This window comes from Herminiimonas fonticola, assembly GCF_040395855.1.
Classification (GTDB): domain Bacteria; phylum Pseudomonadota; class Gammaproteobacteria; order Burkholderiales; family Burkholderiaceae_D; genus Oxalicibacterium; species Oxalicibacterium fonticola_A.
On sequence record NZ_JBEBPO010000055.1, the window covers coordinates 1 to 16,246 of the forward strand.

Genomic DNA, 16,246 nt, shown 5'->3' on the forward strand with positions numbered 1-16,246 from the left:
GCACGCTGTTGCCAGCGACCGCCCCCCACACTGATGAACACCAATAGCACCAGATAAATCTGGTAATGCATGAAGGCCTTCCAGAATCCTTCCGGGCGTTCCAGCAACAAACCGGCGCCGCAAGTCACTGCCAGCAAAGCCATGACCGGAATGAACATCGGACTATCCTTGACCGCCTGCCATCTATCGCGATAATGCCCACCCAGCAGCAGAGCCACAAGGAACAGCACGATACCGGTATAACCAATCCCGATTGGGAAAAACAGGGTAATAGGCAATAGCGAGAGAATGAATTGCGCTTTCGTTTCGTTTGTATTGAACAAATTCATGCGATCAGTCATAGGCAATCTGTACATTTTTTTCCGAATATAAATCGATTAGTTTTTGTTTTGTGTTGTCATCCGGATTGATGCGCCATTGCTCCGCAAAACGCAGTTCCGATACGCCTTTCGGATTTTGATACTGAATCACAACCGGGCTGCCGTCCGCACGCGCAGCCGCCTGCAAAGTCGCCATCAGCGTATTGACGTCGGCCGATGCCTGCAGCGATAAATAGATACCCTTGGCGTATTGAATCCGTACCGCTGCAATATCCATGACCTTCTCGGCCGTGATCCGCAATCCGCCGGAGAAACGGTCTTCCGAAATCTTGCCCGACACCGCGAGAAATTCATCTTCCTTGAACAGATTGCGATTCGCATCGAACACTTCGTTGTACACGGTCACATCGACTGTCGCGCTACCGTCGTCCAGCGTGACGATGATCATGCGACCGCGTTGCGTCATCTGTGTACGCACGCCGGAAATCACACCGGCGATGGTACGCGGTTCGCGTGATGGCTCCAGCTTGCTCAGACTGGTACGTGCAAAACGACGTGCTTCTTCCGCGTACGCATTGAACAAATGTCCGGACAGGTAAAAACCCAATGCAGCTTTTTCTTCCGTCAACTTTTGTTTATCGCTCCACGGCGATACCTTGACGTATTCCGGCGGAGTTTCCAGATCGCTGTCGTCGCCACCGAACAGGCTGACCTGATTGGCGGATGCCTCGGCCTGTTCCGCGCATTCCATCGCGAAACCGACCGAGGCCAGCAAAATTGCGCGATCGATGTTGAAGCAATCGAAAGCACCAGCGCGAATCAGCGAATCAATTGTGCGGCGATTGATCTGGCGCTTATCGACGCGTTTGCAGAAATCAAACAGGTCGGTAAATGGTTTGTCCTGACGCGCATTGACGATCGCATCGATCGCGCCCTTGCCCGAGCCTTTGACTGCGCCCAGGCCATAACGAATCTGCATTGCTTTCTTGCCCGGTACACCAACCGGCGTAAAACGATAATCCGATTGATTGATATCCGGCGGCAGCAAGGTCAAACCACATACATCAAGCGCATCTTCGACCAGAATCTTGATCTTGTCGGTGTCGTCCATTGCCAGCGACAAGTTAGCTGCCATGAACGCGGCAGGATGATGCGCCTTTAAGTAAGCAGTGTGATACGACAGCAAGGCGTAAGCAGCGGCGTGCGATTTATTGAAACCGTAGCCGGCAAACTTTTCCATCAAATCGAAAATCTCGTCAGCCTTTTCTGCCGACAGATCGTTCTTCGCAGCACCGGCGCGGAACAGCTCGCGATGCTGCGCCATTTCTTCAGCTTTCTTTTTGCCCATCGCACGACGCAACAGATCCGCGCCGCCGAGCGAGTAACCGCCGATGACCTGCGCCATCTGCATAACCTGTTCCTGATACACCATGATGCCGTAGGTTTCAGACAAAATGGCTTCGGTACGAGGATCGGGATATTCGAAACGCTCGCCATGTTTGCGTCGGCAAAAATCTGGAATCAGATCCATAGGACCCGGACGGTACAAGGCGACCAGCGCAATAATGTCTTCGAAGCGATCAGGACGCGCATCCTTCAGCATGCCCTGCATGCCGCGGCTTTCCAGCTGGAACACGGCGACGGTTTTCGCCTTGGTCAGCAGTTCATACGACGGTCTGTCATTCAGTGGCAACTTCTCTAAAGAAAAGTCCGCCATCGCCGGATCGAGATCCTTGATATAACGTACCGCACGATCCAGGATCGTCAGCGTGGTCAAACCCAAAAAGTCGAACTTCACCAGGCCGACGGCTTCGACGTCGTCCTTGTCATATTGCGACACCACGCCAGCGTCGCCGCCCTGCGTATACAAAGGGCAGAAATCGGTCAGCTTACCCGGCGCGATCAATACGCCACCCGCATGCATACCGATATTACGTGCGATGCCTTCAACCTGTTGCGCCAGCTCCAGCAACTGTTTTACTTCTTCTTCGTTTTCCAGACGCTCGGCCAGTAGCGGTTCTTCCTTGATTGCATCAGCAATCGTGACCAATTTGCCCGGCTTGAATGGAATCAGTTTGGAAATGCCGTCACAGAAGTTGTAGCCGAAATCCAGCACACGCCCAACGTCGCGCACCGCACCTTTGGCCGCCATCGTACCGAAGGTGGCAATCTGCGACACCGCATCCTTGCCGTATTGATCTTTCACGTATTGAATGACGCGATCGCGCCCTTCCTGGCAAAAATCGATATCGAAATCGGGCATCGAAACCCGTTCAGGATTCAGAAAGCGCTCGAACAGCAGGTTGTATTGCAGCGGATCCAGATCGGTAATCAACAAGGAATAAGCGACCAGCGAACCGGCACCGGAACCGCGACCCGGTCCGACCGGTACGCCATTATTTTTTGCCCACTTGATAAAGTCCGCCACGATCAGGAAGTAACCGGGGAAGCCCATGTGGATGATGGTGTCGGTTTCAAACTTCAGACGCGCCTGATAACGTTCGCGATTTTTTTCGCGCTGCTCAGGATCGGGATATAAATGCTCCAGCCGAGCATCCAGACCACGCTGCGCTTCCTTGACCAGAAACTCATCGATGGAAGAACCGTCCGGTGTCGGGAAGTTCGGCAGCTTCGGCTTGCCCAATTCCAGCACCAGATTGCAGCGCTTGGCAATTTCTATCGAGTTTTGCAATGCGTTTGGCATATCGGCGAACAGCTCCGCCATTTCTGCCTGCGTCGTAAAACGCTGACGCTCATTGAAGCGCTTGATGCGACGCGGGTTCGCAAGAATTTCACCTTCCGAGATACAAGTGCGCGCTTCATGCGCAGTAAATTCGTTTTGATCCAGAAACTGCACCGGATGCGTCGCCACCAAAGGCAAATTCAATTTGGCCGCGAGCACTGAAGCCTGGCGCACATGCGCATCCATATTCGGCTGATCAGCGCGCTGCACTTCAATATAAAAATGACCGGGAAACATTTCTGCCCAGCGCCTTGCATTGCGCTCGGCACCGGCCAGATTACCGTTATCGATGGCCATACCGACATCGCCAAAATGCGCACCCGATAAAACGATCAAGCCATTCGGCCCGCCTTCTGCGGCCAGCTGCTCCAGCCATTCCGGACGAATTTCGGCGCGGCCGCGATGCAGGTTGGTCAACCATGCTTTGGAAAGCAGTTCGCACAATTGCAGATAACCGGTCTTGTTCTTGACCAGCAACAACAGGCGCGATGGCTTGTCTTTGTCATTATCGTTGCTGATCCAGACATCGCAGCCGACGATGGGCTTGATGCCTTTGGAGCGTGCTTCTTTATAGAATTTGACCATGCCAAACAAGTTGGCAAGATCAGTAATGGCGAGCGAAGGCTGCGCGTCATCGGCAGCCGCCTGGATCACATCATCAATGCGGACCAGCCCGTCGACGATGGAATATTCGGAATGCAGGCGTAGGTGAATAAATTGCGGAGAAATCATGGCGGTATTCTACCGCGACCACCCCTTGCAACAGACATTTCAGCATTCCTGAATGCGAAGTTTATAATGTCGGCTTGTTCATGCCTTGCAGCATCCGGCTTCTGGCGACAAATCGTCCGATATATCGCCCGGTCCAGCAGCGAAAAGCTAGCCATGAGCAGTAGAACATTGTCCTCTTTACAAGAGCAATCACATCAAGAAACAAGCATGCAATCCACATCATTCGTTAATATCGCCGCCTATAAATTCATCAGCTTTGACGACACCGTCGAGAAGCGTCCTGAATTTATCGCCAAGTGCAAGCAACTGTCGTTAAAAGGCACCGTTCTACTCAGCCCGGAAGGCATTAACCTCTTTCTGGCTGGAACACGCGCGGATATCGACAGTTTTCTCGAATGGGTACGTGCCGATACGCGCTTTATCGATCTGGAAGTGAAAGAAAGCTATTCCGACGATCAGCCCTTCAAATACATGCTGGTCAAGCTAAAGCGCGAAATCATTACGATGAAGCATCCGCTGATCAAGCCGGAAGAAGGTCGCGCACCATCAGTCGACGCGGCCACGCTCAAGCGCTGGCTGGATCAGGGTCATGACGACAACGGCAAACCGGTCGTCATGATGGATACGCGCAATGCGTTTGAAGTCGATGTCGGCACCTTCGACGACACCATCGATTACCGCATAGAAAAATTCAGCGAATTCCCTGACATCGTTGCCAAAAACAAGGATGCATTGAACGACAAGACTGTTGTCACGTTCTGCACCGGCGGCATACGTTGCGAGAAAGCCGCGATCTATATGAAAAATGTCGGCTACGACAGCGTGTACCAGCTCGATGGCGGCATTTTGAAATACTTTGAAGAAGTTGGCGGCGATCATTACACCGGCGACTGCTTCGTGTTCGATCATCGTACTGCACTCAATCCACGTCTGGAACCAACGTTGGCAACGACGTGCGCCGCGTGCAATGCAACCGTATCGCCACGCGAACAACTGGCACCGGAATTCATTGAAGGCGTATCCTGCCCGCATTGCATCACGCAAGCTGCATCACATTAAATCGCCTTCCATCTAACGAGACAATTAATCATGATCAAAATCGGTGACATCCAGGTCGATAACGCACTGCCCTTCGTCCTGTTCGGCGGCATCAACGTGCTCGAATCACGCGATCTCGCGATGAAGTCTTGCGAAGAATATGTGCGCGTCACGCAAAAACTCGGCATTCCCTACGTTTTCAAAGCATCGTTCGACAAGGCCAATCGCTCATCGATCCACTCTTATCGCGGCCCAGGCCTGGACGAAGGCTTGCGCATTTTTGAAGACGTGAAGAAAACGTTCGGCGTACCCGTCATTACCGATGTGCACGAACCGTATCAGGCAGCACCTGTCGCAGAAGTGGTTGACGTGTTGCAGTTGCCCGCCTTCCTCGCACGTCAGACCGATCTGGTTGTTGCATTGGCCAAGACCGGCCGCGTCATCAACATCAAGAAGCCGCAGTTCCTCAGCCCATCACAAATGGGCAACATCGTCGAAAAATTTCGCGAAGCCGGTAACGAGCAGTTGATCCTGTGTGATCGCGGCAGCAACTTTGGTTACGACAATCTGGTGGTCGACATGCTGGGCTTTGGCGTCATGAAAAAGACCTGCAACAATCTGCCCGTCATTTTCGATGTCACGCACGCATTGCAGCAACGCGATCCGGGCGGCGCTGCATCGGGCGGTCGCCGCGAACAAGTGCTGGATCTGGCGCGCGCTGGCATGGGCGTTGGCTTGGCAGGTTTATTCCTGGAAGCGCATCCTGATCCAAAACTGGCAAAATGCGATGGACCTAGTGCTTTGCCCCTGGCGAAGCTGGAGCCGTTTTTGGGGCAATTGAAGCAGTTGGATGATTTGGTGAAATCGTTCGCACCATTGGATATCGAAGCGTAAATTCCAACTGATTTTAGTCAAATAAAAAGCGCGGCATCTTTTAGATGCCGCGCTTTTTTCTTGTGCTGATCCACGACTTATCGGACGAGATCAAACACCAACACTTCTGCCTGCTGACCATCAGTGATATCGACAGTCGACACATCCGACAATTTCAACGCATCACCAGTTTTCAGCTCAACGCCATTCACGGTTACCGCGCCACGTGCAACGTGAATATACGCAAGACGCCCAGCAGCAATAGCCAGCGATGCCGTTTCAGCACCATCAAACAAACCTGCATACAGCTTTGCATCCTGATGAATCAACACGGAACCGTCTTCACCATCGGAGCTAGCAATCAAACGCAAGCGACCGCGTTTGTCTTCTGCCGAGAAATTTTTCTCTTCATAGCTAGGTGGAATGCCAGTCACATTAGGCTGGATCCAGATTTGCAGAAAATGCGTAGTCTGATCTTTCGCGTGATTGAATTCCGAATGGCGTACACCGCTACCGGCACTCATTCTTTGCACGTCACCAGGGCGAATCACGCTGCCGGTACCCATGCTGTCTTTATGCGCCAGCTCGCCATCCAGCACATAGCTGATGATTTCCATGTCGCGATGGCCGTGGGTGCCGAAACCACCGCCGGCATGAACACGATCTTCGTTGATCACGCGCAAGGGGCCAAAGCCCATATGCTGTTCGTCATAGTATTCGGCGAACGAGAAGCTGTGGTACGAGTCCAGCCAGCCGTGATTGGCGTGACCGCGATCTTCACTTTTGCGAATTTCAAGCATGATGTCTTCCTTTCAGTGAGTTTTATTGTATGACTAAGCATCAATCTATGGTTACCACTATAGATGATCAAAACCCGTCGAATAAGGGCATAATTGCGTACAAGTTATTCAAATAATTTGAATATTGGATTTCACCCATGAATTTGACACTGGAAGCAATTCGCATCCTCGACACAATCGACCGCAAAGGCAGCTTTGGCGCAGCCGCAGTGGCGCTCGATCGCGTGCCGTCTGCGCTGACCTATAGCGTACGCAAACTGGAAGAAGACCTCGATGTTCTGCTATTCGATAGACGCGGTCATCGTGCCAAACTGACCGCAGCCGGACAGGAATTACTGACCGAAGGTCGTCATCTGTTGCGCGCCGCCGATGAACTGGAGCAGCGCGTCAAACGCACAGCAAGTGGCTGGGAAGTCGAATTGCGCATCGTGCTGGACGCGCTCATTCCATTTGAAAAATTGATTCCGCTGATCCATGAATGCGATTTGCAAAGCTCAGGCACACAATTGCGCTTTTCCACAGAAGTGCTATCCGGCACCTGGGAAAAACTCATCAATGGCGAAGCTGATCTTGCGATTGGTGTAGCTTACGATGGTCCGGATCTGGTGCGCGGCTCGGGCGGCTTTCGTGTCAAACCGCTAGGTGAGGTAGATTGGGTATTCGCCGTCGCACCTCATCATCCGCTCGCAAAATTGGATGAGCCGCTACCCGCCAGCATCGTGCAACAGTACCGAGCAATCGTCACCGGCGATAGCGGTCGCATGCTGCCCAGCATTACATCTGGTTTGCTGACAGGACAATCGACACTCACCGTGCCCACCGTGTGCGACAAACTGGCGGCGCAAGTTGCCGGTCTCGGCTGCGGCCACCTGCCGCGTAAATGGGCACAATCCTATCTCGATAGCGGCGCCTTGATCGAGAGGCAGACCAGCGAAAACAAACCCAACGGCACACTGCAATATGCATGGCGTACCGATGGACGCGGCAAATGCCTGAAATGGTTTCTGGCCAAACTGGCCGATCCCGCAGTACAAGACATGTTGCTGAGTAAATGAATATGCGCAATCCAGCCAACTCTTACATAGGGCGTTTTGCCCCTTCACCCAGCGGCCCCCTGCATGCCGGTTCGCTGGTCGCCGCAATGGCCAGCTACCTGGATGCCAAGGCACATCAGGGACTGTGGCTGCTGCGCATAGAAGACATAGACGAAACACGTACTGTTCCCGGCGCGACCGAAGCGATCATGCAGGCACTGGCAATTTTCGGCATGCAGCACGATGGCGAAGTGCTGGTGCAAAGCCAGCGCAAGGATGTGTATCAGGCAGCATTCGATAAGCTGGCCGAACACGCCTATCCATGCGGTTGCACGCGCAAGGAAATCGCCGATTCGCGGCTCGGTATCGCAGCCGATGGCGCCGCGATTTATCCCGGCACCTGCCGCAATGGATTAGGTGTTGGTAAAGCAGCGCGCACCTTGCGCTTGCGCGTACCCGATACCGGACAGACAGATGAGACGATTATTTTCAACGACCGCTGGCTCGGCACACTGATACAGCATCTGGCAACTGAAGTCGGCGACTTCGTTTTAAAACGTGCTGATGGATACTGGGCGTATCAACTGGCAGTGGTGGTGGACGACGCGGATCAGGGTGTCACACACGTGGTGCGCGGCACCGACTTGCTGGAATCGACCGGACGGCAAATCTACCTGCAGCACATACTCGGATTACCGACACCCTCTTATATGCACGTGCCGGTCGTCCTCAATGAAGTGGGAGAAAAGCTGTCAAAACAAACCGGCGCTCAAGCCCTCGATCTGGCGCACCCATTGGATGAATTGCTGTGTGCCGCACGCTTTCTGGAACTGCAGATACGTCGTGCAGATTCAGTTGAATCATTCTGGCAAAGCGCCATTACCGAATGGGCGCATCGCTTCGGCGCACAATAAAAAAGGACGCCTGGGCGTCCTTTTTTATTGTGCTGGAACTTAACGCTTGGGCGCGCCGCCCAGCAAAGCCGCCACTTTGTGCCTCTGCGGTTTGGCTGGCACCTGATCCGCCAGCTTGTTATCACTGACGGTTGATGGCGCAGGCTCATACGGCTTGGTAAAGAACGGGTCGATTTTTTCCTTGCGTGGTGCGGCGGCATACGCACTGCGACTGCCATTCGATGCTGCACCGACACTGTGTTCCGGTGCGCGCGACGGACGAGATTCATCTTTGCGCGGACTGCGTTCGTGTGCACGGCGATCATGGCTGCGTTCAGTGGTGCGTCCGGATGAAGGTTTGAAGCCGATCAACTCGGCTGGCACAAATTTGTGCTTGATCATCTTCTCTATGTCGACCAGCAAGCGTGCGTCCTTGTCCGAAAACAGCGAAATCGCATCGCCCGATGCACCTGCACGGCCGGTACGGCCGATACGATGTACATAATCTTCTGCGTTGTACGGCAAGTCGAAGTTGATCACACAAGGCAGTTCGGCAATATCAAGGCCGCGTGCGGCGACGTCGGTTGCCACCAGCACTTCTATCGTGCCGTTTTTGAATTGTTCCAGCGCCTGCATGCGTTCAGATTGCGATTTGTCGCCGTGAATTGCGGACGCCTTGACGCCTTCGTTTTCCAGCTGGCGTGCCAGGCGCGATGCGCCGATTTTTGTATTCGAGAAAACGATGACCTGCTTCAGGCCACGTTCGCGGATGATGAAGGACACCGCATCGCGCTTGGCTTCTTCTTCCACTTTGTAAATGATCTGCGTGACGTTCTCGGCCGTCGCATTACTGCGTGCAACTTCGATCGTGACCGGATCTTTCAGGAAAGTTGCCGCGAGTTTCTTGATCTCCGGCGAGAAGGTCGCCGAGAACATCAGATTCTGCCGCTGCTTGGGCAACAGGTTGATGATGCGCTGCAGATCGGGCAGGAAGCCCATGTCCAGCATGCGATCCGCTTCATCCATGACCAGGATTTGCGTTTGCGACAGATTGATGGATTTTTGCTGTACGTGATCGAGCAGACGACCCGGTGTTGCAATGACGATTTCCACCCCGCCGCGCAAGGCAGCGGTTTGCGGCGCCATGTCCATACCGCCGAAAACAACAAGAGAACGCAAAGGCGTGTGACGCGAATAGGCTTTGACGTTGGCGGCAACCTGATCGGCCAGCTCACGCGTCGGCGTCAGGATCAATGCGCGCACTGGGTGACGTGCCGGCGAAGCGCTGGAATTGGCATGCGCCATCAGCAACTGGATGATAGGCAGCGAGAAACCCGCCGTTTTACCGGTGCCGGTTTGCGCGGCGCCCATGACGTCTATGCCTTTGAGCACAACCGGAATCGCCTCAGCCTGGATAGGCGTCGGATGGACATAACCCTGATCGTTCAGCGCCTTGAGAATTTCCGGCGCAAGGCCGAAATCCTGAAAGCGAATGGCAGGCGCAGCATCAGATATCGCGATGGGCGCTTCGGTAGGCAAAGCAGACTGATTGTCAGACATTGTATGCAGCAGGTTCCTGGGACGTTAATGCGATTAGGACATGCAAATAATGCACATCCGTGACGAATCCGGAAAAGACCTGACTCTTTCGATAATTGAATGATTACTTGATGAAACAAGGCTGCAATGAGCGGGCGCGAAGCGCTGTAGAAATTCCGGACCTTCTCGACTACCATCACTGCCTTGACAAAACCAGATGCATTATACGCCGTAAGGCAGAAACACGTGATTTATCAATGGGTTGTAGTAAAAAAATGGCAAGGCTGGCTGGATGAATGATGCTGCAGGGTACCAGCAGGCAATCGGGCAGTGTCAAAGATGTGATGGACGTGATTTACACGCATGCGCTACAGAATGACAACACCGCAGCGCATGCCCTCATCAACACATCAGGACATCGATGCGATTGTTCTATGCCCTATGGCCAGTTGTGCGGATGAACCGGGCTGCTTGCGCACCACACCCGGCACCATGTGTGTACCACTGGTGGTTTTAAAAATTGAAATCGATTGCGATAAATGCTCGGTCTGCTCTTCCAGACTCGCAGCGGCAGCCGCTGCCTCCTCAACCAGTGCAGCATTTTGCTGCGTCACCTGGTCCATGTGCGAAATGGCCAGATTGACCTGCTCGATCCCGTCACTTTGCTCGCGGCTCGCCTGCGTGATTTCATTCATGATGTCGGTCACACTTTTCACTGAATCGACGATATTTTCCATGGTTGCCATCGCATCGCCAACCAGACGATTGCCCACGCCCACCTTGTCCACCGAGTCATCGATCAGGTGCTTGATTTCCCTGGCTGCGTTGGCAGAGCGTTGCGCCAGGCTACGCACTTCTCCCGCCACTACCGCAAAACCCTTGCCTTGCTCGCCCGCACGCGCCGCTTCCACCGCAGCATTCAATGCCAGAATATTCGTCTGAAACGCAATGCCGTCGATCAGGCTGATGATATCGACAATCCGTTTGGCAGAGGCACTGATTTCATTCATCGTCGCCCCCACTTTTTCCACCACCGCACCACCTTTTCCGGCCACTTCGGATGCAGACAACACCAGACGATTCGCCTGCTGCGCATTGTCTGCATTCTGCCTAACGGTAGAAGCGAATTGCTGCATGCTGGATGCGGTTTCTTCCAGACTGGAAGCCTGCGCTTCAGTGCGTCGCGACAAGTCCATATTGCCTTCGGCAATTTCGTGCGTTGCAATCGTGATCGAATCGACGTTCTGACGGATATCGCCCATCACAGAGCGCAAATTCACATTCATCTGCTGCAGAGCCTGTTGCAATTGCCCCATATCGTCATGACGATCGACATCAAAATTCGCCGTAAAATCACCGCCGGCAATCACACGTGTCTTGCCAATCAGCCTGTTCAACGGCCGCATGATGGAGAAATACAATCCGGCCCAGGACAGAATGGCAATACCGACACCGACTATCGTTGCCGCCCCATACCAATACGACCAGGCGGCATTTTCAACAGCCGTAGTAGCAGCAACCCCCAGCGTCAGGATCAGCGCAATAAGCACGCTCATGCCGATGCCTACGCGTGTACCCAAGCCGATATTTTTCAACGAGGCCAGCTTGCCGAGCAAGCCCGCCGCCACGACTTCGCCACGCTTGACCATCAAACCCTTGGCCTTGCCGGCCTTGAAGCGTGCGTAAATTTTTGCCGCGCCGTCTACCTGCGCTCGCCCCGGTTTGCTGCGTACCGACATGTAAGCGACAATTTTCTGCTCTTCCCGCACCGGCGTGACATTCGCGTTGACCCAGTAAAAATCGCCGTTTTTACGTCGATTTTTGACCATGCCCGTCCACGGCAAACCCTGCTGCAAGGTCTGCCACATATCTGCAAATGCCTGTTCGGGCATGTCGGGATGGCGAATCAGATTATGCGGTTTGCCAAGCAGCTCTTCTTCCGTAAAACCGCTAGCCTCGATAAAGGCCGGATTCACATAGGTAATCCGGCCCTTGGTATCGGTTTTGGATACCAAAGACATATCATCCCTCAAGATGAATTCGGCATTCGTAACCGGCAAATTGGTGCGCATCTGAAATCCCCTGCTCGTGGTGTAAAAAGCAACTCTATTGCCGCTGCCGTTATGGATACATGCGTATACCATATTGCCACTGGGAAAATCGCGTATTGCGCTAGATCAAATTTTGTTGAAAATCAATTATCCAGAATGACTAGATCTTCCTGCCTACTCCCCAAACTATAGTTGCCTTACCGACATCACGGCGTGAACTCCCAATGCTCGGACCAATCCACTTCTTCCGTCGCCACCGCCCGTAAAAGCTCAAAGGCTTTTTGCATCACCTCGGATTCTTTTTCACGCGAATAAACCAGATAAACCGGATATGAAAATTCAGGTGCACTTTTCACTTTTTCCACCAGCCCCATGGCCAGCGCGCGCCGTACGACGCGCGTGCGGAAATAGCCGCTGCCACCCGCTTGCAAGATGTATTGCAAGGCAAGCGGCCCCAGATTGAAAGACAGGACATTTTTTGCCTTGTCCGGCAAGGCCGCGTCGTGCTGCTTTCTGAAATCCAGCCCCCAATCGACATACACATACGGATCAGGCTTTTTGGTCGATGCAATCTGCACCAATTTTTCTTCCAGTATTTGCTCTACCTGCATACCGGTCCAGTATTCCGGCCGGTAAACCAGTGCGGCATCCAGCAAACCACGTTCCAGTTTGGACTGCAAGGCACTCCCATCACCAACCTCCACGCGGATAGCATGCGAAGGCAAGGCGCGCCTGAGTTGCATTGCCCATTGCAGCATCAATGGATTGCATAAACTCACCTCGCTCCCCAGCGCAAGCGAATCGCCGTAGCCATCAGGCAAAGGCAAATCACGCCGTGCCGCATCCCAAGTTTGCACTAACTGGCTGGCATATCCGACGAAACGTTCGCCATCGTCGGTTAAACGCGCACCAGCGCGATTGCGTACAAACAACGAACAACCCAGTTGCGATTCAAGATTCTGCACCCTTGCCGTCACGGTGGTTTGCGTGACATGAAGACGTGTCGCGGCGGCAATAAAACTGCCTGAGCGTACGATATAAAGAAAGGTCCGGGCGAGTTCAATATCCATGTTTAACCTTTAGTGCAACATTCCTGATAATAAATGATGGGAAATTTCATTTTTACATGACGCCATAAATATGCATAATCTGTGCATATTTTAACGCCAAGAGATCCGCGCGATCGAATAATCTGCTCGGCGCATGCATTACAAAAAAACAAGCGTATTAACACAACAAACCTTTGGTCCTCAAATCGAAAGGAGTTTTTTGAATGTCCGCTCAATTCTTACCCCAGACTACTACGCCGTTCACTCCCAAGAATTCTCGCCTGCATCGCGCAACGGTAGAGCTCCTTGGCAAGGCGTCCATCGAGATCAATGGCTCCAGTCCGTGGGACATGCAACTTAAATCACCCGGCGTTCCGGAACGCGCGTTTTCCCAGGGCAACTTGGGATTAGGTGAAGCATATATGGATGGAGCATGGGATGCAGAAGAATTGGATGAATTCTTTGCGCGCCTTTTAGGCACCAGACTGACAGATCAGATTCAACCGCTACGCCTGCTGGGACATGCGCTGTCCGCAAAACTATTGAATCGGCAGGACATGAAACGCGCCAGACAGGTAGGCGAGGTGCACTACGATCTGGGCAATGACTTTTACGCAGCGATGCTCGATTCACGCATGACCTATACCTGTGGCTACTGGGAAAATGCCACCAATCTGGAACAGGCGCAGCAAGCCAAGCTGGACATGGTATGCCGCAAACTGCGCCTCAAGCCCGGCATGCGCGTACTGGACATCGGTTGCGGCTGGGGCAGCTTCATGGCTTACGCCGCTGAAAATTATGGCGTGGAATGCGTAGGCGTGAGTATTTCAAAGGAACAGGTTGCATGGGCGCAGCAACGCTATGCGCATCTGCCGCTGGAATTCCGCCTGCAGGATTACCGTGAACTGAATGAAGAATTCGATGCAATTGCCAGCATCGGCATGTTTGAACATGTAGGCCGCAAAAATTACCGTACCTACATGAAAGTCGCGCATCAATGCCTGAAAAAGAACGGTGTGTTTCTGCTGCACACCATAGGCAAGAACATGCGCAAATCTGCACCCGATCCATGGATAGATAAATATATTTTCCCCAACGGCGATCTGCCATCGGCAGGCCAGATCGGGGATGCCGCAGACAATTTGTTTGTCATTGAAGACATGCACAACTTTGGCGCCGATTATGACAAAACGCTGATGGCCTGGTTCAGGAATTTCGATGCGGCATGGCCGCATTTTGAAAATCAATTAGGCACACGCTTTTACCGCATGTGGCGTTATTACCTGTTGTCCTGCGCCGGCGCCTTCCGCGCACGCGATATTCAACTGTGGCAATGGGTGCTGTCCAAGGAAGGGATACCCGACGGGTATCACCGCGAACGGATTTGATGATTTTTGAGTCAGGCAGCTGACGTTATAAACGGGCGTTCAATTCAATGTATTAGATTGAACAATGGCTGTGCACAAAGAAAAGGGCTTGCGCCACAAACGCAAGCCCTTTTCCCTTGCAGCAGAACAGTAGTCATGACTCCGGACTACTGTTCCGGCAGGCCGGCACCAACCTAATGTATAAAAACGCATTACCCGGCTAATTCGATACCACAGCAAAAAATGTGTGGCATTTTGCAAACTACGCCGCCCCTTCCCACATTCCATGAACGTTCTTGAGTCCTAGTTTTTGTGCATCTTCCAGACCCACGATTTTGTCGTACCCCTCCAGCTTCGCCAGATCGACGAGCTCGGGGGGAATGTGTGCATTTGATTTAACGGAAAAGAAAACTTTGACCCTGGGAGTGAGCAAAGAATGCTCGGATTGCTCTACCACTACGCCTATGCGCCCGGTCTTTAACCTGACCAATGCGCCGGTAGGATAAATACCTATGCATTTCACAAACGCCTGGAAAACGACCGGATCAAAATGGCCTTTCCATTCGGCCATGCGGCGCAAGGATTCTGACGGCTCCCAACCGGCCTTATAAGCGCGATTCGATGTGATGGCATCGTACACATCACAGACAGCACCCATGCGCGCAAACAGGCTGATGTTTTCACCTTCCAGTCGATGCGGATAACCTGTGCCATCGAAGCGTTCATGGTGATGCAAACATACATCGAGCGCAGCTTCGCTAACGTCAGGCGACACTGACAGAATTTTGTGTCCTTCGACAGGATGCTCCTTGACTGCGACGAACTCCTCGTCGGTCAACTGGCCCGGCTTATCCAGTATCGACTGCGAAATCATCATTTTCCCCACATCATGCAGCAATCCCGCCAGCCCCGCATCCCTGATTTGCCTGTCATCCAGCTTCATTTTTCTGGCGAGTGCAATCATCAGTGCGCACACCGCAACTGAATGCATGTAAGTGTAGTCATCCTTGTTTTTGAGTCGAGCGAGACTGATGAGCGCATCGGGATTGCGCATGACGGAAGAGGAAATTTCTTCTACCAGTGAGTGTGCCTGCGCCGTGTTCAGCGCATTGCCCATCCTGGCTTCCTGAAACATGGTGGTAACGGCAGTCTTGCCATCGGCGCATATTTTCTTGGCGCGTGCCATTTCATCATCGAAGGATGCACGACGCGGCTCTATCACTGGAGGGGATACTATTTTTTGTGCAGTTGCTTCAACTTCGTTTTTTTCAACGACAGGCTTCTCGACATCCAGTCCTTTGGAAGTATCGATCCACACTTCGGCCACATCACTGACTTGAATCGCGTGCAAATCCTTGAGATTGTCGAGCAATAATGAAGTCCGCCAAAACGGCGATTCATCCCAGGTACTGCAAAATTTTTGAATGAACATGCCAACACGGAGCTGTTCCACATTGATTTGTTTCAACATATGCGTGCTCGCGTTATTGTTGTCCGGTCATTCAATTGATACCTGGCTGATTAATTGATGTTGCAGGCTTGTCTATTTCAAGAGTTTCATCGAAGGGACGATATTAACCCGATTTATCAGAAAAATGCCCTGAATCAACATTTGCATGAAAATGTAAAAATAAGCATGCCTGAGCAGGAGAATTGAAGCTCGGGAAGGAATGAAATGCGATATGCCGCAACAAGGTCTTGATCCTGTCACGTCCGGAAATGACAAAGGGGCTACGATTTCTCGTAACCCCTTGATTTTACTGGTGGGCCTCCCGTGAGTCGAACACGGCACCAACGGATTATGAGT

At 52.7% G+C, this 16,246-nt stretch carries 12 protein-coding genes; 5 read left to right on the forward strand and 7 right to left on the reverse strand.

Features of this window, described 5'->3' with window-relative positions:
- The coding region (locus ABWP27_RS08400) for a hypothetical protein (protein ID WP_502905328.1) at positions 1-341 on the reverse strand (341 nt) is incomplete at its 3' end.
- Positions 334-3,795: a DNA polymerase III subunit alpha gene (gene dnaE, locus ABWP27_RS08405; RefSeq protein WP_353155617.1), complete on the reverse strand. Its 3,462-nt coding sequence runs from the start codon at positions 3,793-3,795 to the stop codon at positions 334-336. The genes dnaE and ABWP27_RS08400, both read right to left, overlap by 8 nt.
- Positions 3,796-4,002: 207 nt before the next feature.
- Between dnaE and ABWP27_RS08410 the strand changes: the two genes are divergently transcribed.
- Both ABWP27_RS08410 and kdsA read left to right on the forward strand, forming a co-directional pair.
- The gene (locus ABWP27_RS08410; RefSeq protein WP_353155619.1) at positions 4,003-4,854 is read left to right on the forward strand and encodes a sulfurtransferase; all 852 of its coding nucleotides are present in this window, start codon (positions 4,003-4,005) and stop codon (positions 4,852-4,854) included.
- A gap of 30 nt (positions 4,855-4,884) precedes the next feature.
- Complete coding sequence (gene kdsA, locus ABWP27_RS08415) at positions 4,885-5,727, forward strand: 3-deoxy-8-phosphooctulonate synthase (protein ID WP_353155621.1); 843 nt, start codon at positions 4,885-4,887, stop codon at positions 5,725-5,727.
- A 77-nt stretch (positions 5,728-5,804) separates the two neighbouring features.
- On the opposite strand, the gene ABWP27_RS08420 is transcribed toward kdsA, so the two are convergent.
- Positions 5,805-6,506: a pirin family protein gene (locus ABWP27_RS08420; protein WP_353155623.1), complete on the reverse strand. Its 702-nt coding sequence runs from the start codon at positions 6,504-6,506 to the stop codon at positions 5,805-5,807.
- 137 nt (positions 6,507-6,643) lie between these two features.
- Between ABWP27_RS08420 and ABWP27_RS08425 the strand changes: the two genes are divergently transcribed.
- The gene (locus tag ABWP27_RS08425) at positions 6,644-7,561 is read left to right on the forward strand and encodes a LysR family transcriptional regulator (protein ID WP_353155625.1); all 918 of its coding nucleotides are present in this window, start codon (positions 6,644-6,646) and stop codon (positions 7,559-7,561) included.
- Between the two features lie 2 nt (positions 7,562-7,563).
- The gene (gluQRS, locus tag ABWP27_RS08430; protein WP_353155627.1) at positions 7,564-8,454 is read left to right on the forward strand and encodes a tRNA glutamyl-Q(34) synthetase GluQRS; all 891 of its coding nucleotides are present in this window, start codon (positions 7,564-7,566) and stop codon (positions 8,452-8,454) included.
- Positions 8,455-8,493: 39 nt separating this feature from the next.
- On the opposite strand, the gene ABWP27_RS08435 is transcribed toward gluQRS, so the two are convergent.
- The 3 genes from ABWP27_RS08435 to ABWP27_RS08445 form a co-directional block, all read right to left on the reverse strand.
- Positions 8,494-9,993, reverse strand: coding sequence for a DEAD/DEAH box helicase (locus tag ABWP27_RS08435; RefSeq protein ID WP_353155629.1), 1,500 nt, complete (start codon positions 9,991-9,993; stop codon positions 8,494-8,496).
- Between the two features lie 389 nt (positions 9,994-10,382).
- Complete coding sequence (locus tag ABWP27_RS08440) at positions 10,383-12,044, reverse strand: methyl-accepting chemotaxis protein (protein ID WP_353155630.1); 1,662 nt, start codon at positions 12,042-12,044, stop codon at positions 10,383-10,385.
- 185 nt (positions 12,045-12,229) lie between these two features.
- Positions 12,230-13,093 (reverse strand): LysR family transcriptional regulator, encoded by an 864-nt coding sequence (locus tag ABWP27_RS08445; protein ID WP_353155631.1) that lies wholly within the window; start codon positions 13,091-13,093, stop codon positions 12,230-12,232.
- Between the two features lie 203 nt (positions 13,094-13,296).
- On the opposite strand from ABWP27_RS08445, the gene cfa reads away from it, so the two are divergent.
- The gene (cfa, locus tag ABWP27_RS08450) at positions 13,297-14,460 is read left to right on the forward strand and encodes a cyclopropane fatty acyl phospholipid synthase (protein WP_353155633.1); all 1,164 of its coding nucleotides are present in this window, start codon (positions 13,297-13,299) and stop codon (positions 14,458-14,460) included.
- Positions 14,461-14,701: 241 nt separating this feature from the next.
- Here cfa and ABWP27_RS08455 read toward each other — a convergent pair whose 3' ends face one another.
- Complete coding sequence (locus ABWP27_RS08455; protein WP_353155634.1) at positions 14,702-15,910, reverse strand: cyclic di-GMP phosphodiesterase; 1,209 nt, start codon at positions 15,908-15,910, stop codon at positions 14,702-14,704.
- Positions 15,911-16,246: the final 336 nt, after the last annotated feature.

Excerpts from the sequence above, each read along its gene's own strand:
- ABWP27_RS08455 (WP_353155634.1), bottom strand. The coding sequence starts at position 15,910 with ATGTTGAAACAAATCAATGTGGAACAGCTCCGTGTTGGCATGTTCATT.
- ABWP27_RS08445 (WP_353155631.1), bottom strand. The coding sequence starts at position 13,093 with ATGGATATTGAACTCGCCCGGACCTTTCTTTATATCGTACGCTCAGGC.
- cfa (WP_353155633.1), top strand. The coding sequence starts at position 13,297 with ATGTCCGCTCAATTCTTACCCCAGACTACTACGCCGTTCACTCCCAAG.
- ABWP27_RS08410 (WP_353155619.1), top strand. The coding sequence starts at position 4,003 with ATGCAATCCACATCATTCGTTAATATCGCCGCCTATAAATTCATCAGC.
- ABWP27_RS08435 (WP_353155629.1), bottom strand. The coding sequence starts at position 9,993 with ATGTCTGACAATCAGTCTGCTTTGCCTACCGAAGCGCCCATCGCGATA.
- dnaE (WP_353155617.1), bottom strand. The coding sequence starts at position 3,795 with ATGATTTCTCCGCAATTTATTCACCTACGCCTGCATTCCGAATATTCC.
- gluQRS (WP_353155627.1), top strand. The coding sequence starts at position 7,564 with ATGCGCAATCCAGCCAACTCTTACATAGGGCGTTTTGCCCCTTCACCC.
- ABWP27_RS08425 (WP_353155625.1), top strand. The coding sequence starts at position 6,644 with ATGAATTTGACACTGGAAGCAATTCGCATCCTCGACACAATCGACCGC.
- ABWP27_RS08420 (WP_353155623.1), bottom strand. The coding sequence starts at position 6,506 with ATGCTTGAAATTCGCAAAAGTGAAGATCGCGGTCACGCCAATCACGGC.
- kdsA (WP_353155621.1), top strand. The coding sequence starts at position 4,885 with ATGATCAAAATCGGTGACATCCAGGTCGATAACGCACTGCCCTTCGTC.
- ABWP27_RS08440 (WP_353155630.1), bottom strand. The coding sequence starts at position 12,044 with ATGCGCACCAATTTGCCGGTTACGAATGCCGAATTCATCTTGAGGGAT.